Raw genomic sequence first — 22965 nt, 5'->3', positions numbered from 1 at the left:
GGTCATGGGTCACGGGAGGGGATCGAGCCCGTGGAAGGGGAAGACGGAATTCCTCGTCGCCATGATGGCCCGGTCGATCGGGTCTGCTGGGTCATAACCAGCGGAGAAATCCTGAAATTCCGGATTTCGGCCATCGGTGAGCGTCAACGGCGCCGTCTGGCCGGTCCGCTCCTTGACGAACTTGCGCCACGCCTCGGGAGTGGCCGTCCGGGGATCGAGGGGGTGGCCCGCCACCTCCGCGATCAGGTGGGTCCACGCCCGGGGCACGACCTGCACCAGCTCGTATCCCCCGCCACCCGTCACGATCCACCGCCCGCCCGCGGTCTCGTGGGCCAGCTCGTGCAGCGCCGCGTACGTGGCCCGCTGGCCGTCCAGGCTGAGCATGAGGTTGGCCAGCGGGTCGAGGGCGTGGCTGTCGCAGCCGTGCTGGGTGACCAGGATCTCGGGGGCGAACTCCCGCAGCAGCGGCGGGACCACCGCGTGGAAGGCCCTGAGCCAGCCGCTGTCGCCGCATCCGGCGGGCAGGGCCACATTGACCGCGCTGCCCTCCGCGCCACGCTCCTCGGGAAAACCGGTGCCCGGGAAGAGGGTGCGGGGGCTCTCGTGCAGGCTGATGGTGAGAACCCTGGGGTCGTCGTAGAACAGCGCCTGCACGCCGTCGCCGTGGTGCACGTCCACGTCCACGTAGGCGATCTTGGACGCGCCCTGGGAGAGCAGCCACGCGATCGCCACGCCCGGGTCGTTGTAGACGCAGAAACCGCTCGCCGTGCCGGCCATCGCGTGGTGCAGGCCCCCCGCGACGTTGACCGCGTGCTCGGCCTCACCGCTCCACACCGCGCGGGCCGCCGCCAGGCTGGCACCGGTGATCAGTGCGGACGCCTCGTGGACCCCGGCGAAGGCGGGGTTGTCCGTGGTGCCGAGCCCGTAGGCCACGTCGGGCCGGCCGGTGGCGGAGACCCGCCTGACGGCCTCGATGTAGTCGCGCCGATGAACGAGGGCCAGCTCGTCGTCGGTGGCGGGCGCGCAACCGCCCATCTGCACCTGGTCCAGCACGCCGAGCTCCCCGGCCAGCGCCATGGTCAGCTCCACACGTACGGGCGCGAGCGGGTGTTCGGGGCCGAAGTCGTACGAGGTGAGCGCATCGTCCCAGACAACCCGCACGGACCGGCTCATGGGCACTCCCTGTCTGGCCGCGACGCCAGACGTCACGGCCCGATCTTCCTGCTCCCGGCTCGACGTTACCGCACGTGTACGGAATGGCGTTTACGCAGCCGCCTTGGAGGACGTGCCCGTTTTCATCTGAGCGAAATATCTTGATTTATTGCTTTAACAGGCACGTTGAGCAGGCCACCCTGGACGGTCGGACGTCCCCGGGATCCCACGTCCCCTGACGAGGAGATCGGGCGGAGGAGACCCTTGCGGCCCCCTGACGGTGGGGACCGGCAGGAAGGGACGGGCTCAGCCCTCGGCGAGCTGGCGCCCCCGGTCCCTGGCGGCCTCGATGGCGGCGAGGAAGGCGGCACGGACGCTGTGCCGCTCCAGCTCGGCGATGGCCGCGATCGTCGTACCGCCGGGGGAGGTGACCGCCTCGCGGAGGATCACGGGGTGCTCCCCCGAGTCACGAAGCATGATCGCCGCCCCGACGATCGACTGGGTGACCATGTCGAGGGCGGCGGCACGGGGCATGCCGAGCAGGATGCCGGCGTCGACCATCGCCTCGACCAGGTAGAAGAAGTAGGCGGGACCGCTGCCGGAAAGGGCCGTGGCGGCGTCCTGCTGCGACTCGGGGATGCGCAGCACCTTGCCGACCGGGCTGAACAGGTCCTCGGCACGCCTGAGGTGCTCCTCGGAGGCGTGGGCACCCGCCGAGATCACGCTCATCGCCTCGTCGACCAGCACCGGCGTGTTGGACATGACCCGGACCACCGGGATGTCGGCGCCGAGCCTCGACTCGACGAACGAGGTCGTGATCCCCGCCGCCGCCGAGACGACCAGGCGGTCGGCCGGGATGTGCCCCGCGATCTCGGCGAGCAGGGACCCCATGTCCTGCGGCTTGACCGCGAGGATGATCGTGTCCGCGTCCTTCGCCGCCTCGGCGTTGGAGGCGATCCGCACGCCGTACCGCTCCGCGAGGGCCTGGCCTCGCTCGGCACGCCGTGCCGTCGCGATCACGTCGCCCGGCTTGAACCCGGCCCTGAGCAGCCCGGACAGCAGGGCCTCCCCCATCTTGCCGGTTCCAAGAATCGCGATCATGTGAGCACCTCGAAATCGTGGATCGGAACTCCCCGCAGCCTATCGGCCCCGCCACCGGCGGGAATCATCCCGTGTATGAGTCGAAGGCGATGGGTGACCATCCGTCCCGGCCGTCTTGCCGGGACGACATCGGGGTGTCCTGAACCGCCCGGGAGCCCGATCCGTCTTAGGGGTATGCGTATGATCGCGACCTCTATCCTGGCCGGAAGTCTTCTGCTGGCACTGGGCTGCGGCACCGAACCCAGCGCCACGGTCACCACCTCCCCCTCGCGTCCGGCGAGTCAGACCACCTCCGTCCCCGGCAACCCCTCCGAACCGGCGGCCCACACCGTGGCTCCCCGGGAGGAGCCCACGACGAGCGGCACCCCCAAACCGACGAAACCCGAGGGCCACACCGACAATCCCCGCAAGGTGAGGTGGCTGACGGCCAAGCCGTCCAAGGACGGCCGTAGCCTGCGGATCGTCTGGTGGTCCGGAGTGGAACCGTGCAACGTGCTGGACCGGGTCACCGTGCGCGAGACCTCCAAGCGGGTGACCGTCACCCTCTGGGAGGGCCCGAGCAGCAAGGCGCAGAACGTCGCCTGCATCGAGATCGCCATCCAGAAGGTGACGACCGTCAAGCTCAAGAAGCCCCTCGGCGCGCGCAAGGTGGTCGACGGCGCCCGCTGACACACCCCACCCGCGCGAAGACACGGGAAGGGCCGGAGGCACCGCATCGGAGTGCGTCCCGGGCGGGCGATGATCGACCCTTCCCCGCCCGGTCGGGGCCACCCGCCGTCGAAGGCGGGGTCGTACGAGCCCCGCGGGCGGTGGCCGGGGCCATGCCGCGCCTCCCCGCAAAGATCGGCGCCCGGGTCGTACGAGCCCTGCGGACGGTGGTTCGGTTTGCCCCGTCGCCGACCGGGAACGATGACGCCCTTTCCCTCGTCAGAGGGGGTGGCGGACAACACTTTGCCTTCCCCCGGAAATCGGGAATGCCGCCGCGCGTCAGAAGGTTGAGCCCAGTAGGCTCAAGTCGTTTGACAAACGTCACACGAGGTTCCACTATGAGTCCCATCGACTCAACTTTGACTACAAGGACGTACTCATGGCACGTGCGGTAGGTATCGACCTGGGGACGACCAACTCCGTCGTCTCGATTCTCGAGGGCGGTGAGCCCACCGTCATCGCCAACTCTCAGGGTTCGCGGACCACGCCGTCCGTGGTCGCGTTCGCGAAGAACGGCGAGGTCCTCGTCGGCGAGGTCGCCAAGCGGCAGGCCGTCACCAACGTTGACCGGACGATTCGCTCGGTCAAGCGCGAGATGGGCAGCAACTGGTCCGTCGAGATCGACGGCAAGAAGTCCAACCCGCAGCAGATCAGCGCGTTCGTCCTGCAGAAGCTGAAGCAGGACGCGGAAGCCTACCTGGGCGAGAAGATCACCGACGCGGTGATCACCGTTCCCGCCTACTTCAACGACGCCCAGCGCCAGGCCACCCAGGAAGCCGGCACCATCGCCGGCCTGAACGTGCTGCGCATCATCAACGAGCCCACCGCGGCCGCGCTGGCGTACGGCCTGGACAAGGACAAGGACGAGACCATCCTCGTCTTCGACCTCGGCGGCGGCACCTTCGACGTGTCCCTGCTCGACGTCGGCCAGGAGGACGGCCACGGTTTCGTCGAGGTCAAGGCCACCAGCGGCGACAACCACCTCGGTGGTGACGACTGGGACCAGCGCGTCGTGGACGAGCTGGCCAACCGGTTCAAGAACGCGCACGGTGTCGACCTGACCAAGGACAAGATGGCCCTGCAGCGCCTGCGCGAGGCCGCGGAGAAGGCCAAGATCGAGCTCTCCAGCCAGTCGGAGACCTCCATCAACCTCCCCTACATCACCGCCTCGGCCGAGGGCCCCCTCCACCTGGAGGAGAAGCTCACCCGCGCCGAGTTCCAGCGGATCACCGCCGACCTCCTCGAGCGGTGCAAGGGCCCGTTCAACCAGGTCGTCAAGGACGCCGGGATCAAGGTCTCCGACATCGCCCACGTGGTGCTCGTCGGCGGCTCGACCCGCATGCCCGCCGTGGCCGAGCTCGTCAAGGAGCTGACCGCGGGCCGGGAGCCCAACAAGGGCGTCAACCCGGACGAGGTCGTGGCCATCGGCGCCGCCCTGCAGGCCGGTGTGCTCAAGGGCGAGGTCAAGGACGTCCTGCTGCTCGACGTGACCCCGCTGAGCCTGGGCATCGAGACCAAGGGCGGGATCTTCACCAAGATCATCGAGCGTAACACCACGATCCCGACCAAGCGCTCCGAGGTCTTCACCACGGCCGAGGACAACCAGCCGTCGGTGCAGATCCAGGTCTACCAGGGCGAGCGCGAGATCGCCGCGTACAACAAGAAGCTGGCCACCTTCGAGCTGACCGGCATCGCCCCGGCGCCGCGCGGCATCCCGCAGATCGAGGTCACCTTCGACATCGACGCCAACGGCATCGTCAACGTCTCCGCCAAGGACCTCGGCACCGGCAAGGAGCAGACGATGACGATCACCGGTGGCTCCGCGCTGCCGAAGGACGACATCGAGCGCATGATGCGCGAGGCCGAGTCCTACGCCGAGGAGGACAAGAAGCGTCGCGAGGAGGCCGAGGTCCGCAACAACGCCGACTCGCTCGTCTACCAGACCGAGAAGTTCCTCGGCGAGAACGCCGAGAAGGTTCCGGACGACATCAAGACAGAGGTCAACGAGGCCGTCGCCGAGCTCAAGAAGGCTCTGGAGGGCACCGACTCGTCCGTGATCCGCACCTCCGCGGAGAAGCTCGCCACGGTCAGCCAGAAGATGGGATCCGCCATCTACGCCCAGGCGCAGGGGTCCGAGAACCCGACCGGCGCTCCCGGCGCGGACGCCACCGATGGGCAGAAGGCCGACGAGGACGTGGTCGAGGCCGAAATCGTGGACGACGAGCCGAAGCGCGACAACGGCGCCAAGTGACGGCCGGAACGCCGAGGGGAGCACCAGCGTGAGCACGCGCGAGAACGGTTCCGAGGAGGAGCCGGTGATCCGCGACAACCGGAAGATAGACCCGGAGACGGGTCAGATTCGCGAGACGAAGCCGGCCGAGACCACGGGCCAGAACGACAGGGAGCAGACGGCCGACAAGTCGTCGTCCTCCCTCTCGTCCGACCTGGCCTCGATCGAGCTGGCCACCCAGCTCGCCGAGCGCACCGCGGACCTGCAGCGTCTTCAGGCCGAGTATTCCAACTATCGCAAGCGGGTCGAGCGAGACCGCGTGGCCGTCAAGGAGCAGGCGGTGGCCGGCGTGCTGGCCGAGTTACTGCCGGTCCTCGACGACATCGGCCGGGCCCGTGACCACGGGGAGCTGACCGGCGGCTTCGCCAAGGTGAGCGAATCACTGGAGGCGGCCACCGGGAAGCTGGGGCTGAGCGCCTACGGCACCAAGGGTGAGCCGTTCGACCCGACGGTGCACGAGGCTCTGATGCACAGCTACTCCCCCGACGTCACGGAGCCGACGTGCGTGGAGATCCTGCAGCCCGGTTACCGGATCGGCGAGCGAGTGCTCCGCCCCGCGCGCGTCGCGGTCGCGGAGCCAGAAGAGCCCGCCGCGGACGACAACTGACACCCCCACATCTGATCTCTGAGAAGGAACGTAGATGAGCACCAAGGACTACCTGGAGAAGGACTACTACGCCGTCCTTGGTGTGCCCAAGACCGCTACGGCCGATGAGATCAAGAAGGCGTACCGGAAGCTGGCCAGGCAGTATCACCCGGACGCCAACCCCGGAAGCTCGGCGACCTCCGAGAGCACCGCGAAGTTCAAGGAGGTCTCCGAGGCGTACGACATCCTTTCCGACACCAAGCGCCGCAAGGAGTACGACGAGGCGCGGACGCTGTTCGGATCGGGTCTCGGCGGCTACTCCGGTGGTGGGGGTGCTCCGCGCTCGGGTGGCTTCCCGTTCGACCTGGGGGACCTGTTCGGGGGGACCGGCCAGCAGCAACAGCAGGGCGGCACCGGAGAGCGCATCGGCGACATCTTCGGTGGGCTCTTCAACCGGGGCGGCGCGAGCCGCCCCGGGGGGACGACGAGCAGGGCGCGGCGTGGCCAGGACATCGAGTCCGAGGTCACGCTCTCCTTCTCCGAGGCGGTGGAGGGCACCACGGTGTCGCTCCGCCTGACCAGTTCCTCCGCGTGCACCGGATGCGGAGGCACGGGCGCCAAGGCCGGAACCACCCCGCGGGTCTGCCCCACCTGCGAGGGCACCGGGGCGGCCAGCCGCAACCTCGGCAACTTCGCCTTCTCCGAGCCGTGCCGCGACTGCAAGGGCCGCGGCCTGCTGGTGGACGACCCGTGCCCGGTGTGCGACGGGAGCGGGCGGGGTAAGAGCACCCGCACGATCCAGGCCCGCATCCCGGCGGGGGTCGGCGACAACCAGCGCATCAAGATCAAGGCCAAGGGCGCGCCCGGCGAGAACGGCGGCCCTGCCGGTGACCTCTACGTCCAGATCCACGTCAAGCCGCACCCCGTGTTCGGCAGGACGGGAGAGAACCTGACGATCACCGTCCCGGTCACCTTCACCGAGGCCGCGCTTGGCGCCGAGATCAAGGTGCCGATCCTCAAGGGGCTGCCGGTCACGCTGCGCATCCCCGAGGGCACCCCGAACGGCCGCACCTTCCGGGTGCGCGGCAGGGGCGTGGCACGCAAGGACGGCACCAAGGGCGACCTGCTCGCCACGATCGAGGTTCTGGTGCCGCAGCATCTGGAAGACAAGGCGAGGGGCGCCCTTGAGGACTTCCGCGACGCCACCTCGGGTGGTGACCCGCGGGCGGACCTGATCGAACAGGCCAGAAGCGAGTAGCCATGGAAGCCAACTACTTCGATCTGTCGGACGACACACCCGTCTACGTGATCTCGGTGGCCGCCCAGCTGTCGGGTCTGCACCCGCAGACCCTGCGCCAGTACGACCGTCTCGGCCTGGTCAGTCCAGGCCGTACGGCCGGTCGCGGACGCCTGTACTCCACCCGCGACATCATGATGCTCCGCGAGGTCCAGCGGCTCTCCCAGGAGGAGGGCATCAACCTCGCGGGCATCAAGCGAATCCTCGTCCTCGAAACGGAGGCCATGCGCCTGCGTGACGAGAACCACCGCCTGCGCGCGGAGATGAACACGATCCGCGCGCTCATCCAGTATCAGCTGCCCCCCGCCTGAGACTCCGTCCCACACCTTGAGGACGCGTCTGTGACCGGCCGTGAGAACGCGCCGGGGGCACACGCCCCGTGAGGACCCGCCGGGCCGGCGTCGCCATATGACACAGCACTTTCGAGTGAGGCCTGACAAGCATGGACTACAAGCTCACCCAGAAGAGCCAGGCGGCGGTCTCCTCCGCCATCAGGCGGGCGGCCGCCGAAGGCAATCCCGAGGTCGCCCCGGCCCATCTGTTCACCGCGCTGCTCACCCAGACCGGTGGCACCGCCGTGCCCCTGCTCGAAGCGGTGGGCGCCGACTGGAAACAACTGCGCGTCGAGGCCGAGAAGCAGCTCGCGGCCCTGCCGAAGGCACAGGGCTCCACCGTCAGCGCCCCGTCGAGCTCCCGGCAGCTCCTCACCGTGATGAACACCGCGGCCCAGCGTGCCCGCGGGCTTGAGGACGACTACGTCTCGACCGAGCACCTGCTGGTCGGTCTCGCCACCGACGGCGGCTCCATCGCCACGCTGCTCAAGTCCAACGGCGCGAGCCCGAACGCGCTGCTCGACGCCTTCGAGAAGGTGCGCGGGCACGCCAGGGTGACCAGCGAGACGCCGGAGGACACCTACCAGGCGCTGGAGAAGTACGGGATCGACCTGACCGAGCGGGCCCGCGCGGGCAAGCTCGACCCGGTGATCGGCCGCGACTCGGAGATCCGGCGCGTCGTCCAGGTGCTCAGCCGCCGTACCAAGAACAACCCGGTGCTCATCGGCGAGCCCGGCGTCGGCAAGACCGCCGTGGTGGAAGGGCTGGCCCAGCGGATCGTCGCGGGCGACGTCCCCTCCAGCCTGCGCGACAAGCGTCTGATCGCCCTCGACCTCAGCGCGATGGTCGCCGGCGCCAAATACCGCGGCGAGTTCGAGGAGCGCCTCAAGGCGGTGCTCGCGGAGATCAAGGAGAGTGACGGCCAGGTCGTCACCTTCATCGACGAGCTGCACACCATGGTCGGCGCGGGCGCCGCGGAGGGCGCGATGGACGCGGGCAACATGCTCAAGCCCATGCTCGCCCGCGGCGAGCTGAGGATGATCGGCGCGACCACGCTGGACGAATACCGTGAGCGCATCGAGAAGGACCCCGCGCTGGAGCGGCGGTTCCAGCAGGTCTACGTGGGCGAGCCCACCGTCGAGGACACCATCGCCATCCTGCGCGGCCTCAAGGGCCGCTACGAGGCACACCACCAGGTCCAGATCTCCGACGGCGCGCTCGTGGCCGCCGCCGCGCTCTCCGACCGTTACATCACCTCCCGCTTCCTGCCCGACAAGGCGATCGACCTCGTCGACGAGGCGGCCTCCCGGCTCCGCATGGAGATCGACTCCCGTCCCGTGGAGATCGACCAGCTCCAGCGGAACGTCGATCGGATGAAGATGGAGGAGCTGGCGCTCGCCAAGGAGACCGACGAGAGCAGCCTGCAGAGGCTGGAGCGGCTCCGCGGGGAGCTCGCCGACCGCCAGGAGGACCTCAACGCCCTGGTCGGCCGCTGGGAGCAGGAGAAGGCGGGGCTGAACCGGGTCGGCGACCTGAAGAAGCAGATCGACGAGGTGCGCGGCGCCGCCGAGCGGGCACAGCGCGACGGTGACTTCGAGGCCGCCTCGCGGCTGATGTACGCCGAGGTGCCCAAGCTGGAGGCCGAGCTCGCCGAGGCGAGCAAGGCCGCCCAGCCCGAGGACCCCATGGTCAAGGAGGAGGTCGGCTCCGACGACATCGCCCAGGTGATCTCCTCCTGGACCGGTATCCCCGCGGGCCGGCTGCTTGAGGGCGAGACCAGCAAGCTCCTCCGTATGGAAGAGGAGCTCGGCAGGCGACTGATCGGCCAGCGGCAGGCGGTCGAGGCGGTCTCCGACGCCGTACGGCGGGCGCGGGCGGGCATCTCCGACCCTGACCGGCCCACCGGCAGCTTCCTGTTCCTCGGCCCGACGGGCGTCGGCAAGACGGAGCTGGCCAAGGCGCTGGCGGACTTCCTGTTCGACGACGAGCGGGCGATGGTCCGCATCGACATGAGCGAGTACGGCGAGAAGCACAGCGTCGCGCGCCTGGTGGGGGCACCTCCCGGCTACGTGGGCTACGAGGAGGGCGGCCAGCTCACCGAGGCCGTGCGGCGCAGGCCCTACGGCGTGGTGCTGCTGGACGAGGTCGAGAAGGCCCACCCCGAGGTCTTCGACATCCTGCTCCAGGTGCTCGACGACGGGCGGCTCACCGACGGACAGGGCCGGACGGTCGACTTCCGCAACGTGATCCTGATCCTCACCTCCAACATCGGCTCGCAGTTCCTCGTGGACCCGGGCCTGGAGAAGGAGGCACAGCGGGCCGCCGTGATGACCGCGGTCAGAAGCTCGTTCAAGCCGGAGTTCCTCAACCGGCTCGACGACGTGATCCAGTTCGACGCGCTCGGCACCGAGGAGCTGTCCAGGATCGTGGACCTGCAGGTGGCCCACCTGGCGAGGCGTCTGACGGACCGGCGGCTCACGCTGACCGTGACCCCGGCCGCGCGCGACTGGCTGGCACTGACGGGCTACGACCCCCTGTACGGCGCGCGTCCGCTGCGCCGCCTCGTCCAGTCCGCGATCGGCGACAAACTGGCCAAGGAGGTCCTCTCCGGCGAGGTCCAGGACGGCGACGAGGTGCTGGTCGACCTCGACGAGGCGAGGGACTCCCTGTCCATCGGCCCGGTGAGGGCCTGACGGCGACCGTGCGATGAATCGGCAGGCCGTGTGGCGATCGGGTGGAGGTCAGCGGGAGCCGACGGCGGTCGGCTGGAGACCGGTAAGGACCTGACCGCCTCCGACGCGGCCCGGTAATGGCTTGACCACCATTGAGCTAAGCCCGCCCCTGAGCGAGACCCCCCTGTTACGTTCGGTTTTCGTCGGATTACCGAACGCAACAGGGGGATGCGAATGTCGAATTCATCACGGAACATCCGGGGAATCCTCGCGATGGCGGTGCTCACGGTCGGCGCCGGCCTCACGATGGCCTCCCCGGCGTCGGCGGAGATCGTGCCCTGCCAGGAGCAGGGCACGGCGACGGCTCTGGGAACGCCCGGACCGGTGGAGCCCGCGTGCGAGGAGACCGGCGCCGCCGGAACCGCCGCGACACCCGAGGGGGCTCCCACCACGGACAGCGCCGTCACAACATCGACGACGGACAACACCGTGACACCTCCGATCACTGACAGCACCGTGACCTCATCGATCACGGACAACAACGCGAGCCTGCCGACGACGGACAGCACCGTCACCCCGCCGACCACGGACGGCACCACGAACCTCTCGACGGACAGCACCGCGACACCACAGGCCGCAATCAGCGGCGAGGCGCCGATGACGGACAGCACCGTCACCCCGCCGACCACGGACGGCACCACGAACCTCTCGACGGACAGCACCGCGACACCACAGGCCGCGACCAGCGGCGAGGCGCCGGTGACGGTGAGCGACACGGAGCTGCCTACTCCGGGAACGCCGGTGACGGTGAACAGCGAGCAGGCGCCGGCGGCCGTGGCCGGTGCTGAGGCGCCGGTGACCGCGAACATCGGCGAGACGTCCGTGACCGCGGACCGGCTCGCACGCGTCACCGGTCTGCCCCAGCTCTCCCAGCCCTCCGCCGTGGTCGGCTTCGCCGACGCCGGGGTCCTCGGCCTGTCGAGCCTTCCCGGTCACGAGTGGACGAACTCGTGGGTGAGCATCATGGCCGAGGCACCGGAACTGCCGGGCACGCCGGGCGCCCCCGGTGACGGCATCAGCTGGCTGCGGGCCCCCGCACCGCCGGCACCCGGTGAGCTCGTCGAAGTGCCGGACGCACCGGACGCACCGGGCGCTTCGGACGCACCGGTCAACGAGCCCGCGCCTCCGATGCCCGACCTCGTCCCGGCGGAGGCCGTCACCGAGAACCTGCCGACCACGGACGCGCCCGCCGCTGACGCAACCACCGCCGAGGCACCCACCACCGACGCGCCAGCTGCCGACGCAACCACCACGGACATGCCGGCCGCAGACGCGCCCGCCGCCGAGGCACCCACCACCGACGCGCCAGCTGCCGACGCGCCCGCCGCTGACGCAACCACCACGGACACGCCCGCTGCCGACGCGCCCGCCACCGAGGCACCCGCCGCAGACACCCACACTGCGGACATGCCGACCGCGAACGTGCCCGCCGCAGACGCGCCCACCGCGGACATGCCGACCGCGGACGCGCCCGCTGCCGACGCCCCCACCGCGGATATGCCCACGGTGGAGCCGCCGGCCGCTGTGCGCCCGGAGGCCCCCGTGCCGCCGGACGCCCCCGCGGCCGGCGAGGCCACGTCGGAAGGCGGCGCGAACGGCACCACGGTGCAGGGCGCCGCAGCGGCTCCCGTTCTTCCCGCGCCTGAGGGAACGCTCCCGAACCTCAACGTGGAGTAAATGCGGAGCCAGGAGGCGGTGGACCGGCCGCCGATCCGCGGATCAGCCCGCGGGTCGGCATAGATCCACCGCCGAACCATCGCGGGGGAGGGCCGTGCCTCACGGGGCACGGCCCTCCCCCGCCGCATGTCAGGTCGGCGGGACCGGGGCGCCGTCAGTGCGAGGCGTCCAGGAGGGCGTCGAGGTCGTCCTCCGGGAGACCGAGGTCCACGCGAATCCGGTAGCGGGTTCTGAGCAGGGCGATGTGCTCGCCGCTCCCCTCCACCGCCCGGTGCGCCCCCTCGGTCGCCCACTTATGGGCCTCTCCGAGGTCGCCGTAGGCGACGAGGGTCTCGGCGACCGTGAGGGCGGTGGCCGCGGTGACATCACCGACGGCGCGGATCGCCGCGATCACCTCCCTCGCCTCGTCAGGCCGTTCGAGCTCGAAGAGGGTGTCGGCGATCCCCGCCCGGGGGTCGACGCTCACCTCGCCGCCGTCGTCCACCGCCCGCTGGAAGCAGTCGAAGGCCCGGGCGGGCTGTCCGGCCTGCCGCCACTCCTCGGCGGCGAGCACGAGGATCGCCGCCCGTGATATGTCGCCGGACGCGTACGTCTCGACCAGGTCTTCGAGTCGCCGGGCCAGGTCTTCGTGATCGTCGGCCAGAAGTGCCTGCTCAAGCAATCGATCAAGTTGCTCACGTGTCACATGCGCCACATCGCGAGAGTACCGAGCGACGCTCGACCGCGTACGGCCAACGGCAGGTATTGGCCACGTTACCTTAGGCAAACGAACGACTACGCTGCGCGTTTTTCCCCAGCAAAACGGGCATATGAGCAACGACTACTGACAGAGGAGCATGTCACGGGAAGGAGTCGCGATGGGCATGTCCAAGCAGACATCGTTCACGTTGATGCTCCTTCTGGTCTTCTCCGTGGTCGTTCCCGGGTCCGCCGGATACCTTTCGGTCAAGATGGAGGCGATCGGGCAGGCACACCGGGAGCTGGTCACCCTGGAGAACCGTATCCGTGGCGAGAGGCTCGCCGCCCGGATCAGAAAAGTCGAACGAATCTACCGGGAGAGGCGGCTCCGGCCGATCATCTCGTCCGGCCGCGAGCCCTGTGATTCCTCGGGGTGGCCTCGCGAGGAGCCGAGGACACGGCCACCCGGACTGTCCGCGGTCGTTCCCGTTCCGGTGGCGGGTACGGAACAGCGGCAGGAGAAGCGGTCGCGTGCGCGCGGACACGTCGTCAGGAAAAGCATCCCGCAGGGACAGGGACCGATTACTCGGGAACGGGACATGCGAGGGCGGGAAACGCCGGGGCAGGGTGTCCAGGAGCCCGCGCAGCAGAGGCTGACGGCGCAGGGGCGCCCCGAGGCAGGGATGGCCGGCGAGGCCGCCTTCCCCGAGCGGTGGTCCCAGCTCGAACGCCGGGGCAGACGGCACCAGGAGGGGGACGTGCCCAGCGCACCGGACGTGCTCACCGCACCGGACGCGCTCGGCGTCGAGAGCCCGCCGGAGGGCACCGGCACATCCCCCGTCGAGGCTTCCCCTTCCCTACCCCCTCAGCCCGGAACACGGGCGCGGTGACGGCTCGACCCCTCGCGCGGCCAACGCTTCATCAGGGGGTGCCGCTGGCTCTCAGACCGAGACGCGGGCGAACTGGCGGTTCAGGTAGCCCCGGATGAGGCGCTTCGCCTCGGCCACGATCTCCGGGGCGCCGTTCGGATCGCGCCGGAAGGCCAGCTTGAGCACGGCGTCCCCGGCCTCGACAGCGACGAGGATCGCCAGGTCGAACTCCTCGCTGTCGGCCAGTCCGTACTCCTGCAGGAGGAGACCGCGCAACCGTCCGGCGATCACCGTGTTGTTCTCCGACGAGGCGTCGAGCAGGTTGAGGTCGACCACGTCGCCGAAGTGCAGGGACCGGAAACCCGGCACGGTCCTGTGCATCTCCACGTACTCGTCGATGATCGCGTCGACCGCGTCCCACCAGCCCTCGTAGTCCTCCAGCAGGAAGCGCCTGCCGATACGGGCGACGAACCCCTCCACGTGGCGCCGGGTCACCGCCTGGGTGATGGCTCGCTTGTCGGGAAAGAACTGGTAGACCGAACCGATCGCGACCCCCGCGCGCTCGGCGATCCTCGTGGTGGAGAGCGCGTCGTAGCCGATCTCGTCCAGCAGGTCGGCACACGCGTCGAGCATCCGCTCGACACGTCGCGCGCTCCGTCGCTGGGTGGGTTGGCGCCGCAGTGGAGCCTCTCCGTGCTCCTCGCAGGACATGGTGGACACCACACCATCTTGCCCCTCTGGCACGTCAGGGTCAGTACTTATTCACCAATCACGAGTTTTCTCCACCCCGGGGTGGACCGGACGAACCTCGCAACGTCGCATGTGAGGCGGTGTGTGAACGCCGATGGGACGTCGCCTGGCTCCTCCACCGGCGTCACGCCTCCTGCCGCACGAGACGCCCGGAACCTTTTCCGCGCCTCCTCCGGAATATCGGGAGATGTCCGGAACCTTCGCCGGGCCCGCTCCGAGTCACTCGGAGCGGGTGGGCCTGGCGGCGAGGCCGGTGCAGCCGCGCAGCGCCTTCCAGTCCGCGATCGCCTGCTGCCGCCCGGTCCCGGTGATCGGGACCGGCACCCCGCCCTGGATGGTGGCCGGGGTCCACTGGTCCTTGAGCACCCTGCGGCCGTTGATCGTCAGGGTGAGCACACCGGTCCTGCCGGTCTCCGGCCCCCAGTTGTAGAAGACGAAGTTCCCCAGACCGTAACTGACGTAGCTGTTCTTCAGGTATCCGGCACCGAGCAGGATGTGCGCGTGGCCGCCGACGACGACGTCCGCGCCGGCCGCGACCAGCTTGGGCGCCAGGCCGCGCTGCGCCTCGTTGGGGCACTTCTGCAGCTCGGTACCCCAGTGCAGATGGACGATCACGGTGTCCGAGTTCTTGCGTGCCCTGCGCACCTCCTGGAGCAGTCTCGCCTCGTTCTTCGCCGAGGCGAGGCCTCCCTGGTCGCCCGAGGCCGTCCACGCCTGGATGAACTCCGCGTCCAGCACCTGGGTCGCGCCGATGACGGCGACGCGGTTGCCGTTCACGGTCGTCCGCCACGGCTTGTACGCCTCGGCCTCGTTCCTGCCCACACCCACGACTGGGAACTTGGACCGTTTGATGGCGGCGAGAGAGTCCGTCAGCCCGCTCTGCATGTAGTCCATGCCGTGGTTGTTCGCGAGGGAGGCGACGTCCACCCCGGCCGCCTTCAGCGCGGTGAGCGCCGTCGCCGGGGCACGGAAGGTGTACTGCTTGCCGGGGGCCGGGGTGCCGCCGGTGGTGATCGCCGTCTCCAGATTGATCATCGCCAGGTCGGAGCTTCTCAGCACCTTGGCGATCGGGCCGAGCGCGGTCTTCGGATCGGCGTTCAGCCGGTTTCGCAGCACGCCCTCGAAGTGCACATCCCCGCCGAAGGAGATGGTGTACGGCTTGCGCTCGGGCGTGGGGGTGGCCTCGGCCGGTTCGGTGGGCTTCTTCACGGCGTCGGAGGACGGTTCGGGGGCGGCCGACTCGGCCGCGGAGCAGGCCGCGAGAAGCACGGCTGAGGCGGTGACCGCGGCGACCAGGGCGAGGCGGCGAGCTGTGTACGTGTCCATCGGTATCCGAGGATGCCATCTCGTCCATCCCCGTGTCACAACTCGCGCCGCCGGATTCGTTTCCGCGAAAAGCCGGAGCCGGTCGCCGGTGCCCGGCGTCGCGGGCCGTCCGGACAGGGTGTTCCGGGGCCGCCTGTCCTCGCACGGCTCGCTTCTCCCTCGGAAGAACGTGGGCCCTACGGCTGTCCTACCGCCTCAGGTGGCCGTCCGGACTGTTCCCTGGAACACGAAAGGGGGCTGTCCCGCCGTTGGGCAAGCCCCCGGTCCTGAAAGGACGGTCACTCAGAGATCGAAGTCTCCGCTCTTCACCGCCGCGACGAACGCGCTCCACCCGGTCGTGCCGAAGAGCAGCACCGGTCCGCGCCTGTCCTTGCTGTCTCTGACCGCGAACCCTTCGTCGGCCAGGCGGGCCACCTCAACGCAGTTGCCACTCGCGGCACTGAGCCCACTCTTTCGCCAGATCACTCCACATTGGTAAATATCGGACATATCTCACCTCCTCTCCCATAGATAGCCATAGGGCACCTTAAGAATGAAGGCGTGATGGAAAACGTGCAAGGTATTGGACATGTCCAGATAGGGCACCATGTCCGGCGCGCTCCCCCGGTGTGCGATGATTCTCCCCTGCTCCACCGGCGGGCGGTCAATCCATCCGGTGAGCAGAGCCAATGAAACGCGGTAATCGCAGCGGGGCGGCTCTTTTTCTCCAGGCGAGCACTGGAGCCGCTTCTGCTATATGTCGAACTCTCCGTCCTTCACTCCGCCGACGAATGCCTTCCACTCATCGGGAGTGAAGACCAGCACGGGCCCGGATCCGTTCTTGCTGTCCCGGACCCCTACGCCGCCTCCGCTCAGCGTCGCCACTTCGACGCAATTGCCGTTCGGAGAGCTGTGCGCGCTCTTCTTCCACATCGCACCGCTGAAATCAGTCACGTTCATTTTTTCTTTCCATAAAAATGACGGTAGTCGCCGGTTGCCAAGCCGGTCGCTACCTGCCCCAATGCTCGCTTACCTCTTTGATCAGTTCCTGCGAGCCGACCTCTGGAAGAGCACGTTCCATCAAATGCTCAAAGGCACGCTCATACCCGTACACTTTTTCCACATCATCCACGTACCGTCCACCGAAAAGCGATTCAAGGTAGACCGTGTCCGGAAAATCGGAAAAAGTGAGGTGCACGAACGGTCCCGTGGACACCGGTGGCGGAACATCCTTGGAAAGAATTCTCATATCTACGTGTTCCAGCTCCGACACCTCGATCAGGTGTCGCAGCTGATCTCGCATGACGCGAGCGTCGCCGTACTGACTTTTCAACACGGATTCGTTGAACACCGCCAGCAGGGTCAGCGGTCTGGAGTCGTACAGCAACGTACGCTGACGCGCCATCCGCACCTCGACCCGATCCTGGAACCAACTCGACGGCACCTGGCTCGCATGCTGCCCCACCGAGATGACCGCACGAGCGTATTCCTCTGTCTGGAGAAGCCCCGGCACGATCTGGGGTTCCCAGTTACGCATCTCAGTGGCCTCCGCCTCCATCCCGATGAGCGTGATGTAGTCATCGGGAACGGAGTTTCGATATCTCTCCCACCAGCCCTTCCTGGAGGCCTCGCGCCGTAGCGCGACCAGGGTCTCCCTGAGCCGCTCGTCTACGCCGTAAAGCTCGGCGAGCGCCTCGACGTCCGCCTCCTTGGCCAGCGTCTTGGCGGTCTCTATCCGGCTGACCTTCGCGGTCGACCACCCCAGGCGACCCGACACCTCGTCGCCCGTCATGTTCAGGCCTTCGCGGAGCCGGCGCAGCTCCATGCCCAGCCGACGCTGACGGAGCGCTGGACTGCCACGTTCCGACATCACGACCTCCTCACCATGACGGGCGAGCGGCTGTCACGGCCTCAACAGGAACTCGATGAATAGTAGTGCAAATTACACCGATGGTTGCAGTGCATCTGCGGAAGTTTATTGCTTTTTTCCTTACGGCAAGTCTTGCCGCCAAATCTATGCTGAGCGACTATCAGAACAGGAAGGTCCTCGCAAGATCGGGGGAGCCACCGGTGATCATCCGGAGGGCGTCTTCGAGGGCATTCGTGAGCCGCGGGTGTGAAACAGACACGCGGCTCTTCGGCAACGGCGCCGTCTTCGAAGAAACGGAGTTGACACGGGGAGGCCGACAGGGGAGCAGCGGTAATCGGCCGGCGACGGCCCAAAGTCGCACGCACTCAAGAAAGTGTCCTGACCGGACACAAAAAACACCGGGTCGGCGGCCACCGACCCGGTTGGCACAAGAACTCCGCGTCAAAGCCACGAAGGGAGTCTCCTATGTCCTTCCACCGTACCAACAGAACCCACGGAATCAAGACCTTCATCCTCGACCTGATCTATGTGACCGACCGAGAGCTCTGCATGGACCAGGACGAGTGGGCCTACCGGCTCGGCTGGAGCGTGACCCGGACCGGTTTCGGGGCCAGGCACTACCGCGAGCCGCGGTTCGACCTCCTCAGGGCCGAGCGGACGGCCACCCCCGCCCTCACCCTGGCGCCCGTCCACGACAAGGGGGCGGGCGGCGATGTCGCGGCGTGATCTCCGCGGCAGCCGCTACGGCCACCCCGGCGGCCGTCCTCCCAGCCGTGCGGGGCTCATCGTCCGGCTGTGGCGCTGGCGGACGGAGGTCCTCCTGCTCGCCGTCGCCTCGTTCCTCATGGTCATCGTGGTCCTCTCGCTCCGCGAGGGCGACTGGTGGCCGTTTCTCGTTGTGCTCTGCGCCGCCGTCGCCCCCGCGGCCTCCGGCTTCGGGAGAAACTGGGTGACGGCACATGTGTGGTGCCTGGTCTCCCGGCACCGCCTCCAACGGGCGTGCGCGGAGACCGGGATACACACCCGCTTCGGCAGGCTGCCGCTGATCCTGTGGATCACCCCCACCGCCGACGGGGAGAAGGCGCTCGTCCTCGCCAGGGCGGGAACCTGCGCCGAGGACTTCGACGCCTTTTCCGCCGAGATCGCGGCGGCGTGCTACGCCCGCGACGCCGTGGTGTCCCGGCACCTCAGGTGGGGGAACCTGCTGACGGTCGAGATCATCCGCGGGGGCGAGGTCTCCGGTCCCCCGGTGGGTCTCGACCGGCTCTACGGGCGGACGAACTGGGTGTGCCTGCGGGCCGGCCACGCCACGGAGACCGACCGTGCCGCGGAGGCCCTCCATGCGGCAGAGGCCCGCCGTGCCACGGAGACCGGCCGGACCACGGAGACCGGCCACCCCCGACAGGCCCGCCGCACCACAGAGGAGGAGCCCGATATCCACCGCGCCACCGTCCCGTTCTCCGGACCCGGCGAGTTGCCCGGATCCGGCGAGCTTCCCGGGAGGCGCCGACAGGCCGCGTGAACCTCCACCCGGCCGCGAAGGAAAGCCCCGGAGCCCAGGCGGTTTCAAGGGGTCGTCGCGACTCCTCGGATCGAGATGTCGCGACGACCACGTGAATCCAAGCCACGCTCCGGGGCTTTCCCCGTGCCGGACCGACGGCCATGATGAGTTCATTCGCCGAACCCAGGAGCGCCGATGAGAACAGCCCACAGGACCTGCCCCCTCTGCGAGGCCGTCTGCGGCCTCCGGCTCACCCTCGACGACGCCGGACACGTCACCTCGGTCAAAGGCGACCCGGACGACCCCTTCTCCAGGGGTTTCGTCTGTCCCAAGGGCGCGAGCCTGGGCCGCCTCGACGAGGACCCCGACCGGCTCGGCGTCCCGATGATCCGTACGGGTGAGGAGTGGCGCGAAGCGTCCTGGGAGGAGGCGTTCCGCGCGGTCGAGGAGGGCCTCGGCGGGGTGATCGACGCCCACGGCCGCGGTTCGCTCGCCGTCTACCTCGGCAATCCGAACGCCCACTCCATGGCGGGAGCCCTGTACGGCGGGCCGCTGATCCGCGCCCTCGGCACCCGCAACGTCTTCTCCGCGAGCACCGTCGACCAGATGCCCAAGCACGTCTCCTGCGGTCTGATGCTCGGCGACCCGATGGCGATCGCGGTGCCCGACCTGGACCGTACCGACCACCTGCTGATGCTCGGCGCCAACCCGCTGGAGTCCAACGGCTCGCTCTGCACCGCCCCCGACTTCCCCGGCCGTCTCAAGGCGCTGCGCGGGCGCGGCGGCAAACTCGTGGTCGTCGACCCGCGCCGCACCCGCACCGCCGCCCTCGCCGACGAGCACCTGTTCGTACGCCCGGGCATGGACGCCTACCTGCTGTTCGGCATCGTCCACACCCTCCTCGCCGAGGACCTCACCTCGGTCGGCGCCGACATCGGCGGCATCGGGATCGACGGGCTGGAGGAGGTGAGGCGGCTGGCACAGGACTTCGCCCCCGAGGTCGTGGCCCCGATGTGCGGGATACCGGCCGGGGAGATCGTACGGCTGGCGCGCGAGCTGGCGGCGGCCCCGACGGCCGCCGTCTACGCCCGCATCGGCACCTGCACCGCCGAGTTCGGCACCGTCGCGCAGTGGCTGGTCGACGTCGTCAACATCCTGACCGGCAACTTCGACCGTCCCGGCGGGGTGATGTTCGCGAAGACCGCCGTGGAGAACGGCCGCCGGAGCAGGCCGTACGTCACGGGACGCTGGCACAGCCGCGTCCGGGGGTTGCCGGAGGCGAACGGCGAGATCCCGGTGGCCACCCTCGCCGACGAGATCGAGACGCCGGGAGAGGGGCAGGTCAGGGGGCTGGTCGTGGTGGCCGGCAATCCGGTGCTGTCGGCGCCGGGCGGACCCCGGCTGGACCGGGCCTTCCGCGACCTGGAGTTCATGGTCTGCGTGGACCCGTACCTGAACGAGACCACCCGGCACGCGAACGTGATCCTGCCGCCGCCGCGCGTGACGCAGTCGCCGCACTACGACCTGACGCTGCTCGCCTTCGCGGTCCGCAACTACGCGAGGTTCTCCCCGCCGGTCCTGCCGCTGGAGCCGGGACGTCCGTCGGAGGCCGAGATCATGGCACGGCTGGCGATGATCGCCTCGGGTCAGGGCGCGGACGCCGATCCGGCCCTGCTCGACGAGCTGATCCTCGACCGGATGCTCCGAAGGGCCGTCGAGACGCCCGGATCTCCGGTGCAGGGCGCGGACCCCGCCGAGCTGCGCGCCTCCCTGGACGGCGGCAGCGGGGCGGAGAGGCGGCTGGACGCCATGCTCAGGCTCGGACCGTACGGACTCTCCCTGGCCACTCTCCTGGCGAACCCGCACGGCATCGACCTGGGAGCGCTGGAGCCCCGGCTGGCGGAGATCGTCCGTACGGCCTCGGGACGGGTGGAGCTCGCCCCGCCACAACTGGTCGAGGACGCCGCGCGGCTGCGCGAGCGGCTCGCCGTCCCGCCCGCGGAGATCGTGCTGATCGGACGGCGCCACCTGCGTTCCAACAACAGCTGGCTGCACAACGTGGGACCGCTGGTCGGCGGGACCAACCGGTGCACCCTGCAGATCAACCCGGACGACGTGAGCAGGCTCGGGCTGGGCGAGCACGCCGTGGTGCGCTCGGCCGCCGGAGAGCTGGTCGTGCCGCTTGAGCCGACCGACACGATCATGCCGGGGGTGGTGAGCCTGCCCCACGGATGGGGGCACTCCGGCACCTCGCAACCGGTGGCAGCCAAGCACGCGGGAGTGAACGCGAACACGCTGACAGATGATTCCGTCGTGGACATACCCTCGGGAAACGCCGTGTTCAACGGGGTTCCCGTCACCCTCGGCCGGGCGTGATCCCATGATCGCTCGGAAAAGCGGGATCGACGCGCATTAGGCTTGCGCGCGTGACCACCCCTCCAGCACAGGACCGTCTGCACGCTCAGCTCACCTTCGCCATGGAGATCGACAAGCTCAGACGCATCGTCCGCCGCAACACCCTCATGGACGGGTCGCGGCGTGAGAACGACGCCGAGCATTCCTGGTACGTGGGCATGCTGGCGATGGTCTTGGCCGAGCACGCACCACCGGGCACCGATCTCGACAGGGTCGTCGCGATGCTGCTTGTCCACGACATCGTCGAGATCGACGCGGGAGACACGTTCATCTACGACGCCTCGGCCGTCGAAGCCCAGCTGGACATCGAGCGCAAGGCCGCCGACCGGATCTTCGGGCTGCTCCCCTGCGACCAGGCCGCGCGGTTGCGCGAGCTCTGGGACGAGTTCGAGGAACGCAGGACACCGGAGGCCAGGTTCGCCAAGGCCCTCGACCGGATCGCCCCCATCATGGCCAACCACCACAACGAGGGCGGCACCTGGTCGCTGTACAAGGTGACGGCCGAGCAGGTGCTGGAGAAGGTGAAAATCATCGAGGAGGGATCGGCGACACTGGGCGCCTACGCCACCGAGATCATCGCCCTCTCCGTCAGCCGAGGGCATTTGGCGCGTGCATAACGCCGTTCTCGGGTAGGTCCCTATGGTCAAGGAGGGGGCAATGGTGAAGGAAACTGTCAAAACAGGGCGTCGGACCAGGCGTCTGGTGTCCGGGGTCGAGCTCACCGATCGGATCGAGCGCTCGCCCAAGGCCGACAGACCGATCCGCGTGCTCGCCAAGGCCGTGCGCCGGCGGATCGGTCCAGGACCGCTGCGTGACCTGCTTCACGGGGTGCCGATCGGCAAACCGCTGCATCCACCGCTCGCCAACGTCAGCCTGGGTCTCTGGACGGCGACGGCGGTGCTCGACGTGACCCGCGCCGATCCGCGGGCGTCGCGGATGCTGGTCGCGGGCGGGCTCGCGGCCGCGATGCCCGCGATGGCGGCGGGCATCACCGACTGGTCGGCGCTCCACCGTGAGCAGCAACGGGTGGGGTTCGTGCACGCGATCGCCAACCTGACCGCTTTCGGGCTCTACGCGGGTTCGCTGGTGTTGCGGATGGCCGGGCGTGACCAGACCGGGCGGGTGCTGTCGTTCGCCGGGCTGAGTGCCGCGAGCGTGGGCGGCTACCTCGGCGGCCACCTCGCCTACCGGCAGGCGGCCGGGGCGAACCACGCCGAGTCCGTCGCCCACCTGGTCCCGCTGGGCTGGCACGACCTGTGCGACGTCGGCGACCTGCCGGACGGGCGCCCGGTGACGCGGAGGCTGGGTTACATCGATCTGTTCGTGCTGCGCGTCGGCGCGAACGTCACGGTGCTCGCCGACCAGTGCGCACACCTGGCGGGTCCGCTCCACCAGGGGCGCCTGATCTCGGAGGGAGGGACCGCCTGCGTGGTCTGCCCGTGGCACGGGAGCACCTTCAGGCTCTCCGACGGAGCCGTCGTACACGGCCCGGCCACCGCTCCCCAGCCGTCCTTCGAGACCCGGATCCGCCGCGACGGGATGCTCCAGGTCCGTCCCGCGCAGACCTGACCGGGCACCCGCGAGAACAAGTCCACGCCCGTCTCCAGGACCTGGTAGGAAACCCGGGGACGTGTCCGGGCGCGGCGAACCCGGGTCCGGGCGGGCGCTGCGCCCCGCCCAGGCGTGACCGTACGTCCCACCC

General features: G+C 69.0%; 20 protein-coding genes and 1 pseudogene. 13 read left to right on the top strand and 8 right to left on the bottom strand.

The features are described from left to right. Positions 1–9: 9 nt before the first annotated feature. Positions 10–1173, bottom strand: a complete 1164-nt coding sequence (locus ACIBH4_RS23185) for an acetoin utilization protein AcuC (protein ID WP_362515386.1) — start codon at positions 1171–1173, stop codon at positions 10–12. Between the two features lie 285 nt (positions 1174–1458). Then, positions 1459–2253: a pyrroline-5-carboxylate reductase gene (gene proC, locus ACIBH4_RS23180; protein WP_362515389.1), complete on the bottom strand. Its 795-nt coding sequence runs from the start codon at positions 2251–2253 to the stop codon at positions 1459–1461. 180 nt (positions 2254–2433) lie between these two features. Between proC and ACIBH4_RS23175 the strand changes: the two genes are divergently transcribed. The 7 genes and pseudogenes from ACIBH4_RS23175 (at position 2434) to ACIBH4_RS23145 (ending at position 11875) form a co-directional block, all read left to right on the top strand. After that, entirely contained in the window at positions 2434–2922 is a 489-nt protein-coding gene (locus ACIBH4_RS23175; RefSeq protein ID WP_362515393.1) for a hypothetical protein, read from the top strand. A 418-nt stretch (positions 2923–3340) separates the two neighbouring features. After that, positions 3341–5212, top strand: coding sequence for a molecular chaperone DnaK (dnaK, locus tag ACIBH4_RS23170; RefSeq protein ID WP_362515395.1), 1872 nt, complete (start codon positions 3341–3343; stop codon positions 5210–5212). A gap of 28 nt (positions 5213–5240) precedes the next feature. Next, complete coding sequence (gene grpE / locus ACIBH4_RS23165) at positions 5241–5858, top strand: nucleotide exchange factor GrpE (RefSeq protein WP_362515397.1); 618 nt, start codon at positions 5241–5243, stop codon at positions 5856–5858. Between the two features lie 34 nt (positions 5859–5892). Beyond that, on the top strand, positions 5893–7095 hold the full coding sequence (dnaJ, locus tag ACIBH4_RS23160) for a molecular chaperone DnaJ (protein ID WP_362515399.1): 1203 nt from the start codon (positions 5893–5895) through the stop codon (positions 7093–7095). A gap of 2 nt (positions 7096–7097) precedes the next feature. Next, positions 7098–7350: pseudogene (locus ACIBH4_RS23155) on the top strand (heat shock protein transcriptional repressor HspR); the annotation flags it as partial. A gap of 226 nt (positions 7351–7576) precedes the next feature. Continuing rightward, complete coding sequence (clpB, locus tag ACIBH4_RS23150; RefSeq protein ID WP_362515401.1) at positions 7577–10159, top strand: ATP-dependent chaperone ClpB; 2583 nt, start codon at positions 7577–7579, stop codon at positions 10157–10159. Positions 10160–10372: 213 nt separating this feature from the next. Then, positions 10373–11875, top strand: coding sequence for a hypothetical protein (locus tag ACIBH4_RS23145; protein ID WP_362769162.1), 1503 nt, complete (start codon positions 10373–10375; stop codon positions 11873–11875). A gap of 154 nt (positions 11876–12029) precedes the next feature. Here ACIBH4_RS23145 and ACIBH4_RS23140 read toward each other — a convergent pair whose 3' ends face one another. After that, positions 12030–12569: a hypothetical protein gene (locus tag ACIBH4_RS23140; protein ID WP_362515406.1), complete on the bottom strand. Its 540-nt coding sequence runs from the start codon at positions 12567–12569 to the stop codon at positions 12030–12032. Between the two features lie 169 nt (positions 12570–12738). Here ACIBH4_RS23140 and ACIBH4_RS23135 point away from each other — a divergent pair, with 169 nt between their 5' ends. Further along, positions 12739–13443 carry a hypothetical protein gene (locus ACIBH4_RS23135; RefSeq protein WP_362515408.1) on the top strand — a complete coding sequence of 235 codons (705 nt, stop codon included), beginning with the start codon at positions 12739–12741 and terminating at the stop codon, positions 13441–13443. Positions 13444–13494: 51 nt separating this feature from the next. Here the strand turns inward: ACIBH4_RS23135 and ACIBH4_RS23130 are convergent, their stop codons facing one another. The 5 genes from ACIBH4_RS23130 to ACIBH4_RS23110 all read right to left on the bottom strand — a co-directional run bounded on the left by ACIBH4_RS23130 (position 13495) and on the right by ACIBH4_RS23110 (position 17347). Further along, positions 13495–14133 carry a TetR family transcriptional regulator gene (locus ACIBH4_RS23130; protein ID WP_362515501.1) on the bottom strand — a complete coding sequence of 213 codons (639 nt, stop codon included), beginning with the start codon at positions 14131–14133 and terminating at the stop codon, positions 13495–13497. Between the two features lie 258 nt (positions 14134–14391). Next, positions 14392–15498: a CapA family protein gene (locus ACIBH4_RS23125; protein WP_362515410.1), complete on the bottom strand. Its 1107-nt coding sequence runs from the start codon at positions 15496–15498 to the stop codon at positions 14392–14394. A gap of 282 nt (positions 15499–15780) precedes the next feature. Further along, positions 15781–15963 carry a DUF397 domain-containing protein gene (locus ACIBH4_RS23120; RefSeq protein WP_362515412.1) on the bottom strand — a complete coding sequence of 61 codons (183 nt, stop codon included), beginning with the start codon at positions 15961–15963 and terminating at the stop codon, positions 15781–15783. A 267-nt stretch (positions 15964–16230) separates the two neighbouring features. Beyond that, positions 16231–16437 carry a DUF397 domain-containing protein gene (locus tag ACIBH4_RS23115; protein WP_362515414.1) on the bottom strand — a complete coding sequence of 69 codons (207 nt, stop codon included), beginning with the start codon at positions 16435–16437 and terminating at the stop codon, positions 16231–16233. 49 nt (positions 16438–16486) lie between these two features. Then, positions 16487–17347: a helix-turn-helix transcriptional regulator gene (locus tag ACIBH4_RS23110; protein WP_362515416.1), complete on the bottom strand. Its 861-nt coding sequence runs from the start codon at positions 17345–17347 to the stop codon at positions 16487–16489. 465 nt (positions 17348–17812) lie between these two features. On the opposite strand from ACIBH4_RS23110, the gene ACIBH4_RS23105 reads away from it, so the two are divergent. The 5 genes from ACIBH4_RS23105 (at position 17813) to ACIBH4_RS23085 (ending at position 22832) form a co-directional block, all read left to right on the top strand. Beyond that, positions 17813–18073 carry a hypothetical protein gene (locus tag ACIBH4_RS23105; protein ID WP_362515419.1) on the top strand — a complete coding sequence of 87 codons (261 nt, stop codon included), beginning with the start codon at positions 17813–17815 and terminating at the stop codon, positions 18071–18073. Further along, on the top strand, positions 18060–18869 hold the full coding sequence (locus ACIBH4_RS23100; protein WP_362515421.1) for a hypothetical protein: 810 nt from the start codon (positions 18060–18062) through the stop codon (positions 18867–18869). Before ACIBH4_RS23105 ends, ACIBH4_RS23100 begins: the two co-directional genes overlap by 14 nt. Positions 18870–19043: 174 nt before the next feature. Beyond that, positions 19044–21224: a molybdopterin-dependent oxidoreductase gene (locus tag ACIBH4_RS23095; protein ID WP_362769165.1), complete on the top strand. Its 2181-nt coding sequence runs from the start codon at positions 19044–19046 to the stop codon at positions 21222–21224. Positions 21225–21325: 101 nt separating this feature from the next. Continuing rightward, positions 21326–21880 carry an HD domain-containing protein gene (locus ACIBH4_RS23090; RefSeq protein ID WP_362769181.1) on the top strand — a complete coding sequence of 185 codons (555 nt, stop codon included), beginning with the start codon at positions 21326–21328 and terminating at the stop codon, positions 21878–21880. A gap of 40 nt (positions 21881–21920) precedes the next feature. After that, positions 21921–22832, top strand: a complete 912-nt coding sequence (locus ACIBH4_RS23085; RefSeq protein ID WP_362515426.1) for a Rieske 2Fe-2S domain-containing protein — start codon at positions 21921–21923, stop codon at positions 22830–22832. Positions 22833–22965 lie beyond the last annotated feature (133 nt).

The organism is Streptosporangium sp. NPDC050284, from assembly GCF_044459525.1.
Classification (GTDB): domain Bacteria; phylum Actinomycetota; class Actinomycetes; order Streptosporangiales; family Streptosporangiaceae; genus Streptosporangium.
Note: the sequence above shows the minus strand (reverse complement) of the source record. Positions and strands in the feature narration are given on the sequence as shown.